Genomic DNA, 22,984 nt, shown 5'->3' on the forward strand with positions numbered 1-22,984 from the left:
AATAATATTAATTATATAGTATTAATCGTTTTTTAAGATTTATATATCTCTAATTAGCATTATTATAAGCACTTTTTGCTGGTTATCAATTAACAGAAAGAAAAAATTATAGTATTACCAAATGAAAGGAAGTACAAGAAAATATTTTTTTTATATTATGCATAGTGCAGATTAATACTTTAGTCATACTGCTCTGATTCATGAAGTAAGTCTTGATTTAAATCAGACGGCGAAATTATAAGCCCCGAACTAATTACCGTTGGAAAAACACTAATTAATGTGTTATCATTAGTCATTCCGGAAACCCATTTGTGTAAAAAATTTTCTAACTCGATAGCTTCAGGAATGTAATCTTTCCATTCATCAACAGCACATACTTCAGCAAATTCTTTTTCAGGCCACAAAGGAAGCACTCGGTTTCCTTTACTATCCCCGTATAATGCCCATCCATCACTATTTAGTCCCCAAATAAGTTCAAAATCAGCAACTTTTCGAATGAAATACTCGTACTTTTCATCTAATGACATTTTAAGTACTTCTGAAATCTTTTTATTTATTTCTGTCATTTGTATTTCTTTTGATGCAATCTAATATATCGTTTTTTGAGATTATGATTAATGAAGATTTTAATCCTCAATTTTATATTTTTTCTTCAAAACGTAATTGGCCGGATGCAGTGATAATTTTGAAATATCAATATCCCATAAAGGATCACTTTCATTGACCACCATCAAATTTCTGTCTGATAAATCAAATTTTTCTACAAAACAACAATAAAGCAATTTACTTATTACAACCCGAACATATTTTCTTTCACTACTTAATGTACATGATAGAGAATACGTTTTTTCACTATTAATAATCAGTTTTTGAGATAATATTTTCTCCTGTAAAAACATAATACGTCCGCTTGAAATCCAACCACTTAACCGTTTTACCCTCCCTTTATTAGATAAGACAAATCTAGATTCAAATCCAAGAATGGGAATTGGAACCCAGTACTCTCCGGGAAGATCTATCACTGACAAATTAAAACACGAAGGAGGACTATCTTTGTCGATTATGGGTTTACCCAACTTCTCCCAAAGATGCTTATTAAGTAAATCATTTAACACATCTGCTGTTTTGACCATGTAAAAATCTTCTTGTTTCGGAGGATTACCCCGCAAAAACCATCGAAATGTCCCTGATGTTAAGATGTTTTTATTGATAACGTCCATAATACTTTCGCAAGCAATACCCAATTTTTCTTCTACATCATATATGCTTTCAAAATGAGCAATAAATTCTCCTTCGGCGGTATACTGGCTAACTGCCTGCAGATAATCAACATATACGTTTCTAGCTCTATTATGACGAAAGATTTTCAAACGTCTCTCGCTGGCTGAAATTTTCTCTAAATTACTGCTATGCTTATGAAATACGTTATTATCCTTATACGAAATAATAATTGAACGATCATCTATATCAAACTTTTCAACAAAATGATAATACACCAACCGAGCAACAGATCTTGTATACTTTCGACCCTCCAAAGATAATCCACAGTGCACATTATAAACATCGGCTTTAAGATAGTTATTATACTGTTTGGTAAAAAGCAACTTTCGGATTTTTTCGGAAACCCAATGTTCTACTCCTAATGATATATGAGAAAGGCGACTTAAGCTCTTTACCCTTCCGTAATTAGATATTTCATAATTCTCAAAACCTTCAATCGGCTTCCATTGTTCTTTAGGAAGGTTTTCTAAGGAATAGTTATAGAGAACTTCTCTTACATATTTATCTTCTAGTTCATTTGGCAGTTTCATAAAATAAAATTATAAAGTACACATCTACTATTTTATCGTTTTTGAGAATATTTGTTATTATCTGTCACGAAACCCTAGATTATGCTATACTTGATTTGACTATTTTAAAACTCTCAAAAGATTATATATATTAAATTTACTTTTGGTGTGCTCGTAGTGAAGGTTATATTCAAAATTCCGAATATTTTAGCCCAGGTTTCGTCTTCAAGACAAGGGAAGAATGGAATTCCCAAACTTTGTTTATTATGGTTTAAAATATTTAGTTTAAGGCTACTAATTTTATATTTTCATTGGATGTTTAAAAGATAAACCTCCCTAAAATCGCTTTTAAAAAGGATTATTTTTTTCTAGTATTTTAATTTATCCCCGGAATATTGGAGTTGTGTAACATTTACCGATGTTAGCAGAAGTTATATTTAACTAGTAACTATATAAATAATTATTTCTTAATCAGTTTGCTATTGTAACTATTTAAATTAGTAAAAACATTTAGAAAATATATTCCGGCAGATAAATTTTGAACATTTATTAATGTATTATGATGGGTAGAAATCATTCTACCATTTGCGTCATATATCAGTACTTTTAAGATTTTTTCTCCATTATTTAGTTTAATATTAAATTCATTAGCTACAGGATTAGGATAGATCAGTATTCTATCATGGCCGATAACATGGTCATCGCTAACAGACAAAGTGTTTATAGTATCTGTAATAAAAAGTTCTTCACCATGATTCTTGTATTGATCGACACTAAAATAAATTTTAGAATTATGTATGTATAAACTTTTAATCCATGTGTAGTTAGGTTGTTGTAAAAGTTGATTATCTATCGTAAAACTAACTTGTTGATAATTTCCAACATTTCCGTTCGTTTTGAAAATTCTTTGCATAGAATCTATGGCGTAGATTTCATTATTGAGACAGTTTAAAGATGTAAAATTTTGTCCTATCACTCCAGGTTGATAACCATCAATTACTAAAGATGTTCCAGCTGCGGTTCCGTCAGTCTTAAAAATCCCATGTATTTGATTACCTCCGGATTTACCAATAAAATAATTTTGGTTTCCACATTTAGTTATATAATTTTCACCAGTAAAAAAACTTGTAGTAATCAGTTGGCTACCTTGTAACGTTCCATCTGTACTATGTATTTCTGTGTAGAAGCCATTGCTATTTGAAGTAAAAAAATATAATTTATTATTCGCCACAAACGAATTTCCATCAATAAATCGATAATTATTCTTTATCAGGAAATTTTGATTATTGCTATCGTTAATATAATAAAGTTCAGAATTTTGTAATCCTGTACTCAGATTATTAGCATAAATTACTTTATTTCCAAGAGATCCTAAGAAACTCTTAAAAGCATAAATACTACCAATATCAGTTATTTCAATCGTATTATTCAAAGTACCATCAGACTTCCAAATTTCTGTAGTGGAATTATTAAGCATTTTAAAATAAATTCCGGAATCCGTTTTTACAAAATCTTTATCGACATTAGATAAAGATGGCATATTATTAACGTGCTTCTCAAGTAACAAAGAGAAATTTGTTGAGCTATTCTCCAAACTCCAAATTCTCATATAATTATCAGTATTATTAAAAGTTTTCATTATAATTTTGTTATTGCTTACTGCATAGGTTCCATATATTTTTTCATTAACAGGTGGAGAAATTTGTTCTGAAGAATGTGTAATTATATTTGTCCTGTATAACTTATTATTATGAAAAAAAATAAAATTTCCCGAAACAATTAAAGAATTAAACTCGACGGTGTCGTTTATAAAATCATCAGCCAAATTACCACTTAATTTTACGACGTTGTTGTTGCTGTCTAATTTATAAATTTGATAATAATAACCATCTCTAGATTGAAAATATACTTCGCCGTTTATTTCGGTATAATTTCGAGGTGCTCCAGAACTACCATTACTCAAATCTTTTTCAATTTTTGAAACATTATTCAAAGGATCATAAGAGAATAATTCGGTATTCTTATAAGTTGTAGAAAAATCCTGGTAAGATTCAATATAACCTGAAAAGATTAATCGATTTTGATATTCAATAAATTTGGTATCATTTGTGAATTTAATATTTGTTTGTAATAAATTACTATTATCAAAAAAATAGATTGGTGAAGAATTGTTATTGTATTCTCTTAAAGCTAAATAATTACCATTATTGCTTGGAGAAATTGTCTGAAATAGAGTGCCAACTGAATTAGTTAAAAAATTCACTTGATCGTATTGATTTACATAGAATAAATTAGAAGTTGTATCAATGTAAATTTTATTCTTATAGTACGTGAGTTTATTAATCGGTGGAATACTAGTATAAATAAGATTTGTACCCATAGATGTTCCGTCTGTCTTCCACAAATTTCCGTTTACAGTGAAAAGTAATTTGTCGTAATTTTGAAAATCAAAATCATAGAAAATGGAATTATTGCTTAATGTATAGAAACTGGTGGTGTTGATTGAACTACCATCAGTACTCCATAAGCCTAAATTAGAATTACCATCCATAGCAATAAATACAATTTTATTACTAAATTGATACATCTTTTCATTACCAAATATTATTGAAGAAGCTGTCCCCGGGTTAATATCTTTAACGACAGTTGTACCAGCTACAGAGCCATCCGTTTTCCATATTTCTCGACCATAATTATTATTGTTACCAAAAAAATATACAAATCCATTATTTTCAAATATATAATTTCCAACATTGGTAACATTATTAATTTGAATTGTCCCAGTTGCTGTACCATCACTTACATATAGCTTTTGCTGAAAAACAAAATATAATTTATTGTTTAAAACTTTGGCAATAATGTTATTTGTATTTGAATAATATATATTTAAATCTTTTATTTTTGTAGTAACATTGGTAGTTAAATTTGTAGACCATAATTGTAAATTGGAATTGTCTGTAGCAAAATAATATACGCTACTGCCTATTTTATAGAATTCCTTCTTTATAATACTGTCAGCAAATCCATTATTGATATTCTGTATCATTTCGGCTGAATTCGTTTGCAAATTATATTTATGCGGTTCAAAACCATAGGTTGTATTTGCTGCAAATATTAAATTATCTCCAAATTGTATTAATCCGCTAGGTTCTGACCCAGGAAAAAAATTTGTTTCTTTTATGTAAGAATTAATAGGTGATTGTGATTTTATTAAAACAATAAAAAATGTAAATAGAATCTGTAAATTTTTTTTCATGGTTTTTTATAATTTATGCTAACTTTTGGTTATTACGCACTGCGTCAATATAATTACTAGCAGGCTTAGCTATTTATGCTGCTAATATAAAATTTTATTTTGGTAAATTGATTGTTAAGTGCTTCTAGTCTGGTTACCTTAATATTAATTTGGAGTGATGAATCTTTTGTTTTTTGGATAAAAATCCATATAGATGAAATAAACTACATTACGCAGACAGTAGCTACCTTTGGGCACGTTCAGCAAATCGTCAATCAAAACTTATTTTTTTAATATTTACTATTTTTTAATTCCCATTTTCTTTATTTCTTCATCCGTATGATTGTCCAGAATCTTAGCATACCTATAAAATGTTGCCCTGGTCAGTCCTAAAGGCTTGTATATATCTTCCGGCCGCATTGTTGGATCTTTATAAATTGAACGTAGAAGTAGTAGCTTTGAAATTGTTTCTTGTGTATATCCCTTCGGTCTTCCACCGGTTCTCCCTCTTGCTCTTGCAGATTGTAATCCGGCATTCGTTCTTTCTCTTATCAACTCCCGTTCGTACTCGGCAAGAGATGCCATAAGATTTAAAAATAGCCGTCCGTTAATCGTAGAAGTGTCAACACCATCTACAAGACCTTTTATTATAATTCCTTTATCACTCAAACTTAAAACAAGATCAATAATGTTTTTCAAACTTCTCCCTAACCGGTCCAACCTCCAGACATAAAGTTCATCATCTTTTCTGAACTGTTCTATCATTTTATCAAGTTCAGGGCGATTTTTTGTGGCACCCGAAATTTTCTCTTGATAAATTTTCTCACAACCTGCTTTTTCTAAGGCTTCAATTTGTAAATCTAAATTTTGATCTTTGGTTGAAACTCGGGCATATCCTATTTTCATAATTTTGTTACATTAAACTCATACTCCGTAAATTTATGAAACTTTGTTTAATGATACGAGATTTTGAGAATGTTATTTAAAAAAATAAGAATTCAAAGTTTGCGTATTCCAAAATCTTATAAAACCACCGTTTTTACTTTATAAATAATTTCATCTTCTAACACGTCAAGTTTTGACGCTTTTCAAATTTAGCTTTGTCAAATATATATATATCACGTCAACATCAAATTTGTATCAAAGTATTGTGATATGTGTTAAAAAAGATTAGATTCGCAAAAAAGTAATAACCAATCCAAATCATGAAACAACTCTACGCGAGTGCATTATTCTTATGCACGACTGCTATTTTGCATGCTCAGGATGTAGTATGGCAGAAAGATATTAAATCCTCCACTCAGGATTTTCTCTCTCAAGTCACCACAACAATCGATTAGCAATATCTAATTTCCGGAAGTTCCATTCAATCCAAGAAACTTAGTTCCGAAAACAAACAAAACAACGGTTACGATTTTCATCTCATTAAACTCAATCAACAGGGTGAAGAAGTCTGGGAAAAATATTTCTCGGGTCAGAACCATGATTTTCTCTCAGCGACGGTGGCAACACAGGAGGGAGGTTTTCTTTTGGCAGGAACTTCTTATTCTGGTAAAAACTTAGACAAAAAAGATGCTTCCGAAGGAGGTTCAGATATATGGCTGATCCGGATCAATGAATTCGGTGACGAACTGTGGCAAAAAACTTTGGGTACAGCTCAGGATGAAGATGCAAGAGCTGTGATTCAGACTACGGATCTAGGATTCTTTATTGCAGGAAATGTTCAGAATGCAGCTAAAGGCTACGGTTCCAAAGATGTCCTGGTGGTAAAAATTGATAAGAACGGAAAAGAACTTTCACAAATAATTTTAGGTGGAAAAGGACTGGACGAAGTGGAAAAAATGATTCCTACTGTGGATGGAGGTGTTTTACTGGGAATATATTCCAGAAGTAACACAGGAGGATCAAAGAAAACAGAAAATTTTGGGGAAGGCGATTACTGGATTGTTAAACTCAATAAAGAAGGAAAAGTAGAATGGGAAAAAAACTACGGCGGTAAAGCAGATGATCGCATCAAAACTTTAGCTTTAAGTTCTACAGGATACATGATTGGTGGAAGTTCAAGATCCGAAAGATCAGGAAATAAATCTATAGGTATTGAAGATGGAACTGATATGTGGTTGATTTCCTTAAACGAGAGAGGTGAAGAGATTTGGCAGAAATCCTACAATTTCAAAAACAGGGATGTTCTGATGGGCATGAATGTCATCAAAACAGGAGACGATAAAAACTCAAAAGGAATTTTACTCGGTGGTTACACACAGGCAGAAGGTAGAATAGAAACAGATGATGAAACATTCTGGATGCTCTACCTTGATCAAAACGGCAATGAGCAGTGGAGAAAGCATGTGAAAGGAGAATCGAGAAAAAAGGAAGAAAGATTATCTGATATTAAGCTAAACAGAGACGGTTCAATTATTCTGGCAGGTACAAGTGCTGAGGAGTTAGGAAAAGAGAACTGGAAGATTGTGAAGTTGGGAGATAAGCAGCTGGATCAGTTGATTGAGAAATTAGATATTAAAATTTATCCGAATCCGGTATCTGATTACTGTTATGTAGAGATTGGGTTTGACTTCAAGGAAGCCGATATTACACTTTACGATATGGGAGGAAGACAATTGCAAACTATGAAAACGAAGAACAAAGTAACCAAGATTAATACACAAAATTTGATTCAGGGAGCATATCTGATTACGATAAAAACGGATACGAATAAAATTGCCAATGCCAAAATAATTAAGAAATAACATAACGATGAAAAAAATATTAACTCTGCTCATAACGACAGGATTACTAACATTCGAGATATCTGCACAAAGTCAAATTTCAACACCTCCATCTGCTGCTTCATTTCAGAACTATGCCAATGCTACCGTCTCGCCGGCGACTGGAATTCCTTCTATCAGTATTCCCATTTATAATTTAGAAAGTTCAGATGCTGGTTTCCCTATTTCTGTAGCCTTATCTTACCATCCCTACAGTGCGGTAGATGGCAATCCTGCGAGTGAGGTGGGATTGGGATGGACGCTATTTAAAGGAGGAAGCATCAATAGGATAGCAATTTTAGATATTGATGAAACTAAAAATATCACCGAAATTACAGAAAGCGAAGCTGATATTTTTTATTATTCCATCCCGGGGTATTCGGGAAAATTTAATATCCATAAAAGTAGTACAGGTAACGATCTGGTGATCAACAATATTTCTGGATCGAAGTTAAAAATTGAATATACAAGAGATCTGAACAGTACTAAATTGATCATTAATTCATTCAAGATTACAGACGATAAAGGGTATCAATATTTTTTTAATGATTATAATATTGGCACTCACTCAACGAATGCCGGAACAAAAAATCATAAAACAGGTTTTGAGCTTAATATGGTTAAGGATGCTGGAAATCATGAGATTGTCAACTACGTCTACGATAAAAAAAATAAATACATAGGTGCATCGACCACTTTAAAATATCAGTACTGTAAATTAAAAGATGTGATTACTTCGAAAGGGAAAATCTCATTTGCTTTTGATTATACTGCATCTGACGATAGTGAAGAAAATTTTGCTAATGATCCGTATACCGTAAAAAATGTTTCTCTGATGGGCATGAATGGGCTGCTAATATCAAAATATGAGTTCATCTATGGAAGTGTTGAAACAAATTATACTAATTCTTACGGAAGTTTGATTACAAAAAAGACACTTGCTTTTTTAAAAAAATTAAATAAAAATCTTCAAATGGAGGAGCAAACGTACTTTGAATATAGAGACACGTATAATTCGCCATCCGAACCAGGCAATCAAATCTGTGCGACTGATGGTGGCGCTTACAATTATATAAAGGGAACTTTAAAAAAAATAACTTTTCCAACCAAAGGATTTGTACTGTATGATTTTGAGGCCAATGAGGTATATGCAGACAAAAGTACTTTAAATTTTACGGGATATAATTACATTGCAGATTCGGCGGTGCAATACTATGCTGAAAACATTATTCCTTACAATACCAGCAGTTCTCTGGTATATACATTTCAGGTACAAGGAAATTCCGGAACTCAATATCCCGTTTACCTCAATGTTGAATCTTTGTATGATGGAACAATCATAGATTTCAACAATCCTCCCCCGGTTTTTACATTTAATGTTAAAAACCCGAATGGCATTGTAATGACAAGAGAGGATAACAGCACTTGTAGCATCCCAAATTACCGTCTCAATCCCGGCACTTACACAATTAACACCAATAATGCGACTGATTATGGAAACTTCAAGGTCTATCAAATTAATTCCCTACCGCTTCCATACAGTAATAAAGTATTAGAATTGACAGGTGCAAGAATAAAGATGATAAGATCTTTTGATTCAGATGGTACTCTTGTAAAGACAAAAAAGTACGATTATAATTCTTTCACAAATCCCCAGGATGCGACAGGTTATCTTTACTACTCTGAACTTAACGACCCCAATTCTTTATCATCTTCCCAATTTGTTTTGTATAAGAATGTGAAAGAAACTGAAATTTCTGGCAATCTAAATAATGGGAGTATACAATACACCTATAAAATACCCGATGATTACAAAGATGCTAATTTGAATCCACTGTACTTTAATCTTACAAGCAATGGTCTTTTAGAAAAAAAGGAAATTCGGAACAGCAGTAATCAGTCACAGGAAAAAACAGAATATACTTATACAATCACTAATATTCCGGGCGCCTCAGGACATGCATTGTCAAGTTTTTATTCTTATATCCCCGGATATGTACAGCATTTTACAGAAACAAATACTGTGAAAAGAGATAATACAAATTATATTACGGTAAATGAATCTACAATCAGCCCAAACAATTTTCAGCAGATTTCCTCTAAGTTGACTACCCATAACGGAGATATACAGGAAACCTTAACAAGATATGCTCAGGATCTTTCAGATACAAGACTGATGAATGCCAATATGATTTCGGTTCCTCTTGAATCTATTCTAAAAGATAATGGTGATATCCTATCGACCAGCAAAACAATTTTTAGCAACAGTGGTCATTTTTATCCGACATCTGTAGTAACCACAGATCTTACACAAAATCCTGAAACACAATTAACGTTTGATCTGTATGATGATAAAGGGAATCTTGTACAGGTTACTAATAAAGCAGGAGTAAGCACGACAACAATCTGGGGCTACAACAAGACTCTGCCTATTGCAGAGATCGTGGGAGCAAAATACAGCGATATCTCTTCACTGTCAGTTGTTACCAATGCTGTTACCGCTTCGGATGCAGATGCAGATAACGGCAATAACGAACCTACACTTCTGACAGCTTTAAACAATCTGCGTTTAAACAGTGCTTTGCAGGAATACCCAATAACCGTCTACACTTATGATCCTTTAGTAGGAGTTACTAACTCAATTTCCGGTAATGGGATTAAAGTGTCGTATTCTTATGATGCGGCAGGTAGATTAAGCACCGTAAAGGATGGTAACGGAAAATTACTGAAGGAAAACCAGTACAATTACAAACACTAAACCATGAAAAGAAATTTAAATATATTCCTGTTGCTGTTTGCAACCTTACTAACGTATGCACAGAGCAGTCAGTTTTCTACTGCTGAAAACTATGTTTACACCAAAAATTGCCTCAATGAAGACTGCACCAGAAAGACTGAAGCTATTCAGTATTCCGACGGTTTGGGAAGGGCAAAGCAGGTCATAAGCATCAAGGGAACTCCTAATGCAAAAGATATTGTAACTCCCCTAGACTATGACGAGTTCGGGAGAAGCCTCAAATCTTATCTTCCGATTCCGCAAAACCAGACCCAGAACGGAGCAATCTATGCAAATCCACATACGAATGCTCCGCAAAGCTATGGTTCAGATATTTATTATTACAGCTCGTCCACAGTTGAAAGCTCGCCCATCGGAAAGCCTCTTTCTTCAAAAAAGCCCGGAGCAGATTACCAGTCTCACAGTACAACGTACGCATATGAGGTGAATGCTGCTTCTGAAGTAAAGCTCTTCACTGTGCAGACCACATGGGAAAACGGGGCAACGAAAGATGTGATTTCACCCGCCGTCTATTATGCAGCTGGGCAACTAGTGAAAAATTCTGTAACCGATGAAGACGGTAATGTAACCACAGAATTTGTGAACGGAAAAGAACAGACCGTGATGGTGAGAAAAACAGGAAGCCCGAATTCTGACACCTATTATATTTACAACAAATACAGTCAACTCGTTGCAGTAGTTCCTCCTCTTGCCAACAATCTGGCACTTGATCAGGCAACGCTCAATAACCTATGTTATCAATATAAATATGATGCTAAAGGAAGGCAGGTAGAAAAAAAGCTGCCCGGTAAAGGCTGGCAATACTTTGTTTACGATAAGCTCGATCGTATAGTGATGACACAGGACGCTAATATGGGAGATTCTAAAAAATGGCTATTTACCAAATTTGATAAGTTTGGGAGAACTGTTTTTACAGGAATTTTTACGAGTACCAATACCTATAGTAGTGCAGGAAGACAGGCAGAACAGAACCAGCTAAATGGTGCAACAGCATACTATGAAAGCAGAAGCACAGGAGGTTTTGCTGCTACAGGACAAACGGCTTACTATACCAACACGGTATATCCTACCTCATTTTCACAAATCCTGTCAATCAGTTATTATGATACATACCCACAGGGAAGCCCGGCGAGACCTACCACTGTTTTTGGAAAATCAATTATCAGCGATGATCTTAGCCAGAATATCAATACCAAAAACCTTCCTACCGCTTCTTATGTAAAAAACCTTGAGAATGACAACTGGACGAAATCATACTCATGGTATGATGAAAAATCCCGAATTGTGGGTATGCATTCTGTGAATCATTTGGGAGGTTATACCAAAACAGAGTCTAATATTGACTTTACAGGGGTGCCGCTGACTACCAAAGTTTATCATAAAAGACTAGCTTCGGATGCCGAAAAAGTGATTACCCAGACTTTTGAATATGACAGCCAAAACCGCCTGAAAAAACAATACCATCAGATTACAGGTCAGATGGCAGCAGAATTACTGTCGGAAAACAGCTATAACGAACTTTCGCAACTTTCAAGCAAGGCTGTCGGTGGCGGTTTGCAGAATATCAGCTATACCTATAATATCAGGGGTTCTTTGCTTAAAATTAACGATCCTGCAAACCTGGGAACAAAACTTTTCGGATATGAACTGAAATATTATGCTCCTGCAAGTCCCACTATAGGAAAAAGAAGCGGAAACGTAGAAGAAGCAATCTGGAAAAGTGCACAGGATGGAATACTGAAAAAGTATTCTTACCAATACGATGCTTTAAACCGAATGACTTCGGGGGTGTATACAGAGCCGGGAGCCGCCGCACCTAAAGATAATTTCTACAATGAAGTCCTTACGTATGATCTGGGAGGAAACATCAGTACCCTGAAGAGAACCGGTGGAGGAATTGGCTCCACTGCTCAGCAAATTGATGATCTTACCTATGTGTACAGTGGCTACAGGCTACAGACTGTAACTGATTCTAGAAACAATGCCTCTGGTTATCCATCAGGTGGCGGTGCTTTTGATTATGATTTGAACGGGAACATGACCAGGCAAATGGATAAGGGCATCTCAAACATCGCATATAATCTGCTTGACCTACCTTCAAATGTTACTCAAAAAAGCAATGCCATCCAATACCTTTACCGGGCAGATGGAAGCAAGCTGACGAAAACAAGTGCAGGAATGACAACAGATTATATAGACGGCTTTCAGTATGAAAACGGTGTTTTAAAATTTGTACCGACAGCTGAAGGGTATTATAGTTTTGAAAATAATAAGTATATTTACAGCTATACCGACCATTTAGGGAACATCAGATTAAGTTACACTAAAAACGGTTCGGGAGCAGCGATCATTGAAGAAAGCAATTTCTATCCTTATGGGATGAAGCAGGAGTTTAGGGTACAAAGTAATCCTTCCTACAATTACGAACACAGCGGAAAAGAATTCCAGAAGGAAACGGGTTGGAGCGACTTCGGGGCAAGGAGGTACATGGCAGATATTGGAAATTGGGGTGTGATTGATCCTTTAGCTGAAACGTCCAGAAGATTTACGCCTTACAATTATGCTTATAATAACCCGATCAGTTTTATTGATCCTGATGGAAGAAAAGCAATGGCTGTCGATGAAAGCTGGTCATGGAATGTTCCTACTGAAAGTGGCTGGTTTACTTCAGGCAATCAGAGAAGAAAGTTTGGTTCTCTGGATGAATTTGTACAAATGACATCAGGCTCTGAAAGAGAAAAAGGAGGTGGTGGAGGAAGTACCACTTTCGGACAAACCCAGATGTATAAAGACATCATGGCTTATCTTGCTAACGATGGAAGCTCGCTGAGTGGCTGGATGCAGAGCTATCTTAGTAGTAATCAAAACTGCTGTCCTAATGGTGCATTGACACTAGGAGAATTTGTTGCGGAGGGTACAGCATCTTTTTCTAGAGGTGGGCTTATCGGGTTAGGATGGATGGCCATTAATGATCTCTTTGGCTCTGCTCATATTCCAGCCGATCCTAAAACAATGGGAATTGCTTATGGAAGTGTTAAAACTATTGCAGAACTTAAAGCTGCGAAAATTACTGATGCTGTTAAAAATAGAGGAAAGCAACCGGGATCGTATACTATTATTTTTGACGAAGGCTACAAATATCATGGAAAAGGACCTTTATATAGGATGTTTGATTCCGCAATTCAACAATCTGTAAACCATGTAACTTTTGTCAAATCTATGCAGTGGACTCCCTCTGTATCGGATAGAGAGTCATTTAAAGATGAATACAGAAGAATGCAAACGGATGCAACGTTCAATATTAAATCACAAAGAAGCTATGATCAGGGGTACCAAAACCCAATAAATTTTAACATCCGACAATCTTATGGATACGGATACATATTACAAGATGGATTTTAATTAAATTATGCGAAAATGGAAATAGTAATATCAAATCAAAAAGGTCATAGAGCTCTTCTTTTTTTTCCTATTGGTTATGCGGAAAAAATAATTTCAAATGAATTAAAAAATAAATTCATTAAAGAATCAGACAGAACCATTTTTGAATTTATTGGTAGTAATTTGGAAAGTGATTTAGATGTGGCAATATCTATTGCTATTGAACAAGGAATTAAAAGTGTTGGGATAGGCGTTGGAATCACTTCAGATATATATAAATTATCTAAATTGAATATTGAAAGTATTTCATTTCATAATTGTATTATTGATTATAAATTATTTCCTGTATTTCATAATGTAAAATATTTAACTATTGGAGATTCTGTGAAAGTAGATATATCTTTTTCTAACTTTCCTACTTTAGTTGATATTACCTTTTTGTCGGTAAAAACATTTAAAGGAAAAATTTTGGATAAGTTTGAGGAAGTAGAAAAGCTCATTCTTTGGTATGAGAATAAAAAGTCAAATGATATTTTAAATAAATTCCCCAAACTGAAAGAATTTTGGATAAATAACGGCTCTATAGTAGAATTAGATATTACCCAAAATTTAGACCTTGAAATATTAGAGCTTCATAGATGTATTAAATTAGAAAAAGTAATTATACCTCGTAAAAATTCACTTAAAAAAGTAATAGTAGAAGCATCAAATAAATTAGATGATAGAAATTTTCTTGATATGAAAATAGAGTTTCGCCGTTGGTAATCTACCGCTATCACACGATTGCATCATGTGGCAGATAATAAAAAACCTCGCAATTTCGAGGTTTTTTTGTGTTAAGACGTTTTTTTGTTACTTTTCAAACTGCTTGTCAACAAGGTCGAAGAACCCCTGCGCCAGTTCATCGAATATCGGGAAATGCTTCTCTCCAAGGTGGGTGAAGTTCCAGTACAGGTTTTTGTGCGGATTAATGAACTCGAAGAAATCAAAGGGCAGTTTTTTGATAAGGTAGTCAAAGTCCTTGACCTTGGGGTCTGCATACTCGCAGAGCTTCCAGAGAATCCGGATGTTGATGTCGTTGGGACGGTAACCAAGGGTTGCGTACGGAAATACAGTACCAATCCTATAAAAGAGCGCACTCAGAATCAACCCTAAACCCTCATTGGATTTTAGTTCTTCCTGTGAGCGCAATAGTTTATACTTTTCATACAGTTCATTACAGTCCCTGTACTGCATTGCGCAGGTATCTGAGTATAGTTGTTCTTTGTGCCAATGGATTACTGTTGGAACATCTGCTTGGAATATTGAATTTTCCGGAATCATCACTTTTTGGAAAAACTCCTGATACTCCCAAAGATGCTCCTGTATCCACGCCCCTGAATGTGCAATCGGTACGACGTTAAATCTTCCCTCTGTCTGTTTTGATACCATCTGCATTATATTGAAAAGGCTGTCATTATTTATTTTACTACTGATTAAAAGAAGATACAATACCGTTGTTTTTTTGTTCTCAAAAGACTCTTCTTCCTGATGAAATAGAAAAATCTCCTTGATGCGGAAACGTTTTAGGATTGTAATTACAGGTTCGTAGGGAGAAACCCCTTTGTTTGCAATCAATATTGGATTTTGTTCGGTCTTTTTTGCAGTTTTTTTTATCTCGTCAAAAACATCCTCCACAATACCTTGAAGTCGCTGTTCGGTCTGAAATATGGCGTCCTCAAACTCATCTTTCAAGCACGAAAGTTCTTGTTCCTTATCTGCTTTTTTTGCACTATTTAGTGCATCAATGATAAAATACGTATTCTCCGTCTTTTTCAGCATCAACGTTTTAAGTTCCGGCAGAAAACCCTCCAACCTTACAATGCGTTCACTGAGCGAACCTTTGGAGAAATAGTCGCCTATGCAGAGAATCTCCAAATAGAAAATGTAATGCTCGAAAAGAGACAGATAGAGATGGTAAGCCATTGAAAAGGCATTATTCTCTTTAGCTCCCTCTATCTCGGCGTCTAAAAGGAATTTGGTGTGATAGTAATCTTCCTTGAACTGTCTGAATCTTTTAAGCTGTTTAGAGAGTTCAGGATATGTAAACTCGTGTCCTTCCTTTTTGTATATCAAGGTTGAAGCATTGCAGTGTCTGTAGATGAACAGGCTTCCCTTGTTCAGGCTTAGTCTGACATTTTGCTCGCCCATTATAAATATGTGGGTATCGAATTGCTCCAGAGCTTTTTTAATCCATTTGCTTTTTTGAACTTCTTCAGGGACGTGTGTATCCTTGATGTGGACGATAAGGAAATGTTTTTGGGAGGTCTTGGAATAACTTAGGAATACAAGTTTAACATCGTGTTTACCTGCGAAAGAGTTAATGGAATCCGACAATCTTTTGTGATGTGGATGTGTGTTTGGGATAATGATTTTGTGTGACATACTCGTAATATTTTACAGCAAGTTGAGCCTACAAACCCGAGTACAGAACCAATGGCAGGTGTATGTTACAAGAGAAACGATGTAAAAAACAGACTTGGCGCAATAGCGTGTAATTTTATATCTTTGGTAAGATAAAATCATAACCAATGGTAGAAACAGGGAAAAAACATATCGGGAGAAATATCGCAAGAATCAGAGAAATGCGAGGGATGAAACAGGAGACCTTGGCAGAACTGTTGGGTGTGAGCCAGCAGAAGATATCCTTATTTGAAAATGCTGAAGAACTTGAGGACGTAAAGTTGGAACCTATTGCAAAAGCTTTAGAAATATCAGTAGAAGCTTTGAAGAATTTTTCGGAGGATGCGTTTTTTAATATTATCGCTAATACTTACCACAATACAAGTAATGATAACTCGACATTAATAGCGAGTTCATTAAATTATTATCCAACTTTTAATCCGATAGATAAATTGCTGGAATCCTATGAGGAGAACAAAAAGCTGTACGAACGTCTGTTGGAGAGTGAGAAAGAAAAAAGCAGGCTTATCGAGGAGCTGATTCATAAAATAACAAAAGCTTAAGAATTAACTTAGAATATAAGTGGAGCCTCTCCATAAGGGAGGCTCCACTTTTTTAGTCTTTAGGCTTCTTACTATACCAATTAAACGATTCTACACACCAAAATCCGTCTCATCCTTGCACTCAAACGTTTTTCTGAATACATAGAACGCCACTCCGATAAGTGACATTGCTGCGATAAAGAGAAAAATTAATCTTATCATTATTATTGATTGCATTTGTGTTGTTAAAATCCAGTATTTCCATATTTTTTTTAATGTATTATATTTTATTGATGCTATATTTCAATTAATAGACAAAGACCAAAAAGCGTTTTTCATACGAAAGGACACTTTTTGCAAAGTCTCTATCCATCTTATTTTGTGCAAGTTTACACAAGCTTCCAGGAAAAGCGTTTTACACCAAATAGAAAACCGAAAAAATCATCTCGTCCAAAATTAATATCAAACTGCTCCAAAGGCCGGTATCGAATTGATCATCGGATAAAAAAATAACGAGGGTGCTTGTAAACCCGTAGGGTGAGGTTTTGAACACTCACTAAATGCTTATAGATTATATACAACGGCGTGGCTCTTTTTTTATAATTTAAAAGATGAATGTCATGAACAAATAAATTACTAATGGCGAAAAGAAGTAAAGGGAAAAAAATAAAGAAATAGACATTCATTTTTGGAATACCGTTGGATGAAAGATAATTGATTGATTGGTAAGAGTTGGTATTTCAGTACTATTAAACTCTTATCTATCTGCTTTCATAACCATCCTTAACTCTTAAAAACCTCTCTGCATCTTTTGGATTTTTTTTCATCCATTGGTTCATCAATTCTGTATTGTACTGAAGTTGCTTATAATCTTCCATTCTGTAAACTGATTGACCGTTATTTTTAATTTCGTCCAGAATTTGCTGCCTGATTTCAATTTTGCAGCGAAGGCTTTCGGCGTACCACTGCTTAGCTAAAACAATATTTCCGATAATTGTACAAATAGAAAGAAAAAGTGCTGCAATCATTCCGTAATAGACAGTTTTTACGAGTGTTGATTTTTTTTCAAATTGCTCTAATTGCCTGTTTGCATTATTCGAAAGATTTGCCTCGATGCTTTTAGGAATCGAAACAAGAAAGTTTTGCCTTTTTTGGTCTTCTATTTCCATGAATTTAAAAGATTTTTCAAAAGTCGCATTCAAATTAATTAAAGATTGATCTATTTTTTGATCTATTCGAATTATATCTTCACGAGAACTCATGAGCATGATGTAATGTTCGATAGTAGCTTCACTAGTTTCAATTACTTTGTTGAGTAATGCAAAGCTATCTAGATGGTTGTTATTATTTTCCATTTATCTAAATTTCCGTTTTTTCTTTTTTAGCAAATCATCATCCTGCGGTGCGGTGAAAGTTGGATTTAATAATACCTTAGCCATATTTTCAAGCTGCCTACTGACAGAGGTTGAATCTTCCTGTTCATTCACATTCGCATTTACACTAACTTGAATATTTTCTGTTGAATCGAACTTTAATGTTCTTTCCTGATTTTCCTTCAGCTTCTGTTTTATGTCTGAAATTTTCAATGTATTTGTGATTTCAGAAAGCTTATAACCCGGCTTATATTCACGCTCGGTTTGATGATTAATATCTTCAAATCTTACAATTCTCATCCCCGAAATACCTACTTTTTCGTTTTGAGAAAGTGTTATCCTATAACCTAAATTTTTCATTGAATCAATAAGCTCTTGAAAGTTTCTTGACATTTTGAGAGAAGCCATCAACGCATCCAACATCAGTTTTTTCTTTCCTTTACCAATCTCAATATCTGTTTTCAGATTCATTTCCTGACAGACTTCTCGTACAGCCTTACCAAAGTTCTCACCGATTTTGTTAGCTTTAATTGTATTGACACCACGAATGTCAACCCTATTTACGATGAAATGAATGTGCTTTTGTTTCGTTGACGAATGAATATCCAAAACCATTTGATTATTGTCGGAAACTCCTATCTTTTTCAATGCTCTCAGCGCAAGTTCTGTGAATTCGTCGTTGGAAAGTCTGTCTCCAATGGATTTTTCAGGAGAGATGTATCCGGTCAGTGCCCAGTTCTTTACATTTTTGTTTCTGTCCGCAACTGTTTTCATCTCTTTAAATTGGTGTTCCGGATCTTCGGTTACCAGATTATTTTGGTAAATTCTCCGAGCTGTTCCTTTGTCATTGCCGTTGTATTCGATGGCAATCTTTGAGATGTTTCTGGTTGTTGCGCTATTGTTCATTTTTAGATTTCAGTAAGCAGGTTTCTCTCTTTTTGGTTTTTCATACAGATAATGATAAATCAGGTTGGTGACGGTCTCAATTTCCTGAAGGATCTGCTTCTTATTTTCAAATTCAGAGAACTCACGATGCCTCAGTAAATTTTTAATTCTTATGAAATGATTCCCATATTGAAGCAAAACTTCATCGGTTTTAAATTCATTTATTTTAAGTTCTTTTTCCATGTAAACCATCCTTGCATAAGTGGATAATTTGAGCTTTAATTTTTGAGCAGATTTTTGACTGTCATCATAGTCAGAATTTGTCACCCGAAAAGAAATTATTTTGCTTAAATGTTTATTGTTTTTCTTTTTCAAACCACCTTTTCTGCCGAGCTCCTGAAAATGTTTTTTTCTCTTTTCACCATCAAGTTTCTTTTCATTTTCCTCGACGGCTTTCGTGATAAAGTCCTGTAAGAAATCTTTTTCCATTGCGTTTATATTAGTGTGTTTCAAAACATTTCTGACGATAGGAAGAAATCAAAAATCCCAATTTTGCAATCAGCGGTTACGCTTATTGTAAACTTTGGGTACTTTTTGCACTAGCTGTCTACCATATTTTTTCAATCTTTTGCTAAATCTACCTCGGTCTATTTTACGCAGGTTTGCACCTGCTATTATATTACTCACCTTTCAGATAACCTTGTGTTATTTTACACAGGTATAAATCTTATCTTTTTAATCTGTATTCTACTTTTGGCTCTTCTTTTTTGTGCATTAGCCAGTCATTTAAATCTTTAAAATCTGAGTATAAATCCCGACAATCTTCTGCGTTTTGATTTTCATCTTTAATCATTCTTACTGCACGATTTCCGGCATCGTCATTGTCGATGTAAAGCATAATATTTTCATATTTATTGAGTGATTCTTTAATAGTGTGAAGCATCGAAACTGAATTTAAAATGATGTAATCTGAAGGTTCTTTCGCTAAAAAATTTTCTGCATTTTTAAAAGAAAGAAAGTCAAAAAAGCCTTCGAAAATCCTAACTGAATTTGAATCGTTTTTGATTGTAGAAATGTCTTTTTTGCCCATACAGATCTTTAAATATTTATTACGAATTTCATAACCGCCGGAATCGTTTTTGAAGCCAATTCCGAAGTAGTTTTTATCTCTCATCCGATAATGAATTTCGTGCAAGAATTGAGTTTGATTTTCGGCTTTTCTTTCTCTTAAATATTCCAAAAGTGCAGGGTGTTGAACTTCTTTTTCGTCAAGTATCTCATAATTTTTTTCCGCATTTTGGAAACTCTTATTCGAAATATTTTGCTTTTGAAAAGAAGAAAAATTCTGATCTTCTGCCCAGGCTAAAATTTCACTTGTAGTCTTATTCAGATACTTCTTAATAAAGTAGGTATTGTTTCCGCCAATTCCTTCTGAAAATAAATACCAATAATTTAGATTTTTATTGATTTTAAAAGAGGCTTGGGATTCGCTGGCAAAGGGGTTGAGATACCAAGCTTCTTTTTCATTTTGTTTCGTGGGAAGGTGTCCGAGAGAAAGGAGGACTTCTTCCAACGGTATGCTGTTGAATTGTTTGCAGTTCATTTTGTAATTTTTTTTGCTATTTTTTTCATTCACCATCAAAAATATCTACGGAGATAATATCCAAATTGTCAACAACTTTTCTATTTTTAAAACAGTTGATTTTCAGTCCTTTACAAAAATCAGATTCTTGATATTTTATCCACAGTTATTATTTTAATTATTAATATTATAATAGTTAATAGGTGTTAACATAATTAAGCAGATTTTCAATACACCTATAAGGTTTTGAAAATGAATAACTTAAACAGAGGCGAATCGTTATTATTCGGAAATAAAATCCAGAAATACGGAGATAATATCTATTTTTACGGAAATAATATCCATAATTTCGGAGATAATATCTAAAAAAACGGAGGTAATATCCAGAAGAACGGAGATAATATCCTACTCATTTTCTAGTAATTGAAACACTGCTTTTAAGTAATCAATTCCTATCAAATTCGGATCAATTTTTCGCTTCAAACGAATTGCAAGCTCTTTGTAACCTCTGACTTCAAAAAGCTTCCGTAGGACGGATAAACTTCTATCGTCAAGCTTCCGTATCTTTTTTAAATATTTCAATGCCCGATCCGTCTGAAGATTGTTTAATGATGAAAACATTTCTCTGGAACCGACAGCGTTCTTTGTGTAGTATATCAAAAAATTATAATTGCCTTTGCTATATGCGTAATTAAAACTTAGCTCATTAAAAGTATCCAGATCTGCCTTTACATTATTCAAAAAATCTCTCTCAAAACGGTAATGCCCTTCATAGTATTCTTTAGGAATGAATAACTCTTTAAGTAACTGAGAATACGATTTTATAATTCCTCCGTGCTGTTTGTATTTCAATAACCACATTAAAAATCGGATAGTATTGGAAGTTGAGGCTTGGTAGGGGAGTTCTTTTTTGATTGAGAAATAAGAACTCATATTTACTAGATGTCTCATTACAGCCTTATCCATTTTGAAAAATATATTTTTCTTGTTCCATCCCGGCTCTATTATAAAAGGGACAGCCTTGTACCCGTTGATAGTTTCATCTTTTAATCTCAGCCAGTTGATAGTGGCCATATTGATCAATGCGGATTGGATATAGTCATTTTTCATTCTTCGATCCGGATTTAAATCGTTGAGTGGTAATAAAAAATCTACCGTTCCTTGATTAGCCCATCCTTCATAGTAATCATCAAAAGAAAGCTGATGCTCTTCTTTTGTCCTTATTGGGGATTTCACCGATATAAATAAGGATTGTTCCTCTTTAATCGCAGACAAGATGACCACCAAAATTCTCTGCTCGATAATGGTTGTCTCGTGAGAAATTAAAACCTCACGAAAATCATTAGAAATAAGAACTTTTTTTCGAGTTTTTGGAGTGAAAATTTTACTTTCCATCTATAATTGCTTTACATTTTAAAATATTGTTATCATCCAGGATTGAGATTTTATCTACTGAGCGATGGCTTTTGAATAGTTTTATAGTAGCTTATTTCAACTCTCATAGCAAGAATTTTTTCCGCTAATTTTTTGTAAGAATTTGAATCCGTACAAAAAACTGCAAGGTTGAACAAAAGAAGAGGTGTAACTTATCAATTAGAATTAGATACACTTATTTTCTTCTATTTTTTCCGTATTCTAAGAGTTCTTTTTTGGAATAGTAATAGCGACCGCTAAAGTTGTAGTAGGGTAGGCTTTTATTTTTTCTCCAATCAATAATGGTTGGAATAGAAACGTGAAGGAATTTCGCAGCTTCAATCTGTGGAATAAGGTCTTCGGGTTGTTGTTCTGCTTTAGCAGGTAATGTGAATTCGGTTGCTTTCTTAAGAATGATTTCTACCGCTTTTTCCAAATCTCCTTTGGAATGGGAATAAAGTTGTACGGACATATTATTGTATTTTAAATTCAAATGCAATAATAATAATTTGATAACTGTAAATCAAATAGTTATTGGTCGTCCAGATTCGTCTAATCTAATCCAAATTAGCCCAGATTTTATTTTTTAAATCCAGATTAATCTAAATTAATCCAAATTAGACTTTTGAACGGAATCTATTTTTTAACTAAATTTAACTAAAAACAGCCCGTTTTAATATAGTTTAACTTCTCTTTCGTTTAATTAAGGAATAAAGATTATTGAATTTTTTTAAAATAAATCAAGTTATAAGAAAAACAATTCGCCATGATTTATATAT

The 22,984-nt window shown here is 33.9% G+C and carries 18 protein-coding genes; 6 read left to right on the forward strand and 12 right to left on the reverse strand.

Annotated features, from left to right (window positions below; all coding sequences use genetic code 11):
• Window positions 1-179: 179 nt before the first annotated feature.
• From OMO38_RS04935 to OMO38_RS04950, 4 genes are all read right to left on the reverse strand, one after another.
• Window positions 180-566, reverse strand: coding sequence for a DUF2750 domain-containing protein (locus OMO38_RS04935; RefSeq protein ID WP_264749101.1), 387 nt, complete (start codon window positions 564-566; stop codon window positions 180-182).
• Window positions 567-626: 60 nt separating this feature from the next.
• The gene (locus OMO38_RS04940) at window positions 627-1,811 is read right to left on the reverse strand and encodes an NUMOD4 domain-containing protein (RefSeq protein WP_264749102.1); all 1,185 of its coding nucleotides are present in this window, start codon (window positions 1,809-1,811) and stop codon (window positions 627-629) included.
• A 439-nt stretch (window positions 1,812-2,250) separates the two neighbouring features.
• A complete protein-coding gene (locus tag OMO38_RS04945; RefSeq protein WP_264749103.1) occupies window positions 2,251-5,046 on the reverse strand; it encodes a T9SS type A sorting domain-containing protein in 2,796 nt (931 codons plus the stop codon).
• Between the two features lie 279 nt (window positions 5,047-5,325).
• Entirely contained in the window at window positions 5,326-5,931 is a 606-nt protein-coding gene (locus tag OMO38_RS04950) for a recombinase family protein (RefSeq protein WP_264749104.1), read from the reverse strand.
• A 299-nt stretch (window positions 5,932-6,230) separates the two neighbouring features.
• On the opposite strand from OMO38_RS04950, the gene OMO38_RS04955 reads away from it, so the two are divergent.
• A complete protein-coding gene (locus OMO38_RS04955) occupies window positions 6,231-6,365 on the forward strand; it encodes a hypothetical protein (protein ID WP_264749105.1) in 135 nt (44 codons plus the stop codon).
• 6 nt (window positions 6,366-6,371) lie between these two features.
• Here OMO38_RS04955 and OMO38_RS04960 read toward each other — a convergent pair whose 3' ends face one another.
• Window positions 6,372-6,509, reverse strand: a complete 138-nt coding sequence (locus OMO38_RS04960; protein WP_264749106.1) for a hypothetical protein — start codon at window positions 6,507-6,509, stop codon at window positions 6,372-6,374.
• 18 nt (window positions 6,510-6,527) lie between these two features.
• Here OMO38_RS04960 and OMO38_RS04965 point away from each other — a divergent pair, with 18 nt between their 5' ends.
• Genes OMO38_RS04965 through OMO38_RS04980 form a run of 4 tightly spaced genes read left to right on the forward strand, consistent with a single transcriptional unit; the run spans window position 6,528 to window position 14,733 of the window.
• Window positions 6,528-7,772 carry a T9SS type A sorting domain-containing protein gene (locus OMO38_RS04965; protein ID WP_264749107.1) on the forward strand — a complete coding sequence of 415 codons (1,245 nt, stop codon included), beginning with the start codon at window positions 6,528-6,530 and terminating at the stop codon, window positions 7,770-7,772.
• A gap of 7 nt (window positions 7,773-7,779) precedes the next feature.
• Complete coding sequence (locus tag OMO38_RS04970; protein WP_264749108.1) at window positions 7,780-10,548, forward strand: RHS repeat protein; 2,769 nt, start codon at window positions 7,780-7,782, stop codon at window positions 10,546-10,548.
• Window positions 10,549-10,551: 3 nt separating this feature from the next.
• Complete coding sequence (locus OMO38_RS04975) at window positions 10,552-13,989, forward strand: DUF6443 domain-containing protein (protein WP_264749109.1); 3,438 nt, start codon at window positions 10,552-10,554, stop codon at window positions 13,987-13,989.
• A gap of 15 nt (window positions 13,990-14,004) precedes the next feature.
• Complete coding sequence (locus tag OMO38_RS04980; protein WP_264749110.1) at window positions 14,005-14,733, forward strand: hypothetical protein; 729 nt, start codon at window positions 14,005-14,007, stop codon at window positions 14,731-14,733.
• 87 nt (window positions 14,734-14,820) lie between these two features.
• Here the strand turns inward: OMO38_RS04980 and OMO38_RS04985 are convergent, their stop codons facing one another.
• The gene (locus tag OMO38_RS04985) at window positions 14,821-16,392 is read right to left on the reverse strand and encodes a hypothetical protein (RefSeq protein ID WP_264749111.1); all 1,572 of its coding nucleotides are present in this window, start codon (window positions 16,390-16,392) and stop codon (window positions 14,821-14,823) included.
• A 146-nt stretch (window positions 16,393-16,538) separates the two neighbouring features.
• Here OMO38_RS04985 and OMO38_RS04990 point away from each other — a divergent pair, with 146 nt between their 5' ends.
• On the forward strand, window positions 16,539-16,973 hold the full coding sequence (locus tag OMO38_RS04990; protein WP_264749112.1) for a helix-turn-helix domain-containing protein: 435 nt from the start codon (window positions 16,539-16,541) through the stop codon (window positions 16,971-16,973).
• A gap of 740 nt (window positions 16,974-17,713) precedes the next feature.
• On the opposite strand, the gene OMO38_RS04995 is transcribed toward OMO38_RS04990, so the two are convergent.
• From OMO38_RS04995 to OMO38_RS05020, 6 genes are all read right to left on the reverse strand, one after another.
• Entirely contained in the window at window positions 17,714-18,307 is a 594-nt protein-coding gene (locus tag OMO38_RS04995; RefSeq protein ID WP_264749113.1) for a hypothetical protein, read from the reverse strand.
• Window positions 18,308-19,231, reverse strand: a complete 924-nt coding sequence (locus OMO38_RS05000) for a relaxase/mobilization nuclease domain-containing protein (RefSeq protein ID WP_264749114.1) — start codon at window positions 19,229-19,231, stop codon at window positions 18,308-18,310. It lies immediately after the preceding gene.
• Window positions 19,232-19,240: 9 nt separating this feature from the next.
• On the reverse strand, window positions 19,241-19,699 hold the full coding sequence (locus OMO38_RS05005) for a plasmid mobilization protein (RefSeq protein WP_264749115.1): 459 nt from the start codon (window positions 19,697-19,699) through the stop codon (window positions 19,241-19,243).
• Window positions 19,700-19,937: 238 nt separating this feature from the next.
• The gene (locus OMO38_RS05010; protein ID WP_264749116.1) at window positions 19,938-20,813 is read right to left on the reverse strand and encodes a toprim domain-containing protein; all 876 of its coding nucleotides are present in this window, start codon (window positions 20,811-20,813) and stop codon (window positions 19,938-19,940) included.
• 384 nt (window positions 20,814-21,197) lie between these two features.
• Complete coding sequence (locus OMO38_RS05015) at window positions 21,198-22,187, reverse strand: replication initiation protein (RefSeq protein ID WP_264749117.1); 990 nt, start codon at window positions 22,185-22,187, stop codon at window positions 21,198-21,200.
• 214 nt (window positions 22,188-22,401) lie between these two features.
• Window positions 22,402-22,677: a helix-turn-helix domain-containing protein gene (locus OMO38_RS05020; protein ID WP_264749118.1), complete on the reverse strand. Its 276-nt coding sequence runs from the start codon at window positions 22,675-22,677 to the stop codon at window positions 22,402-22,404.
• Between the last annotated feature and the right edge of the window lie 307 nt (window positions 22,678-22,984).

It is taken from the genome of Chryseobacterium kimseyorum, assembly GCF_025971945.1.
Classification (GTDB): domain Bacteria; phylum Bacteroidota; class Bacteroidia; order Flavobacteriales; family Weeksellaceae; genus Chryseobacterium; species Chryseobacterium kimseyorum.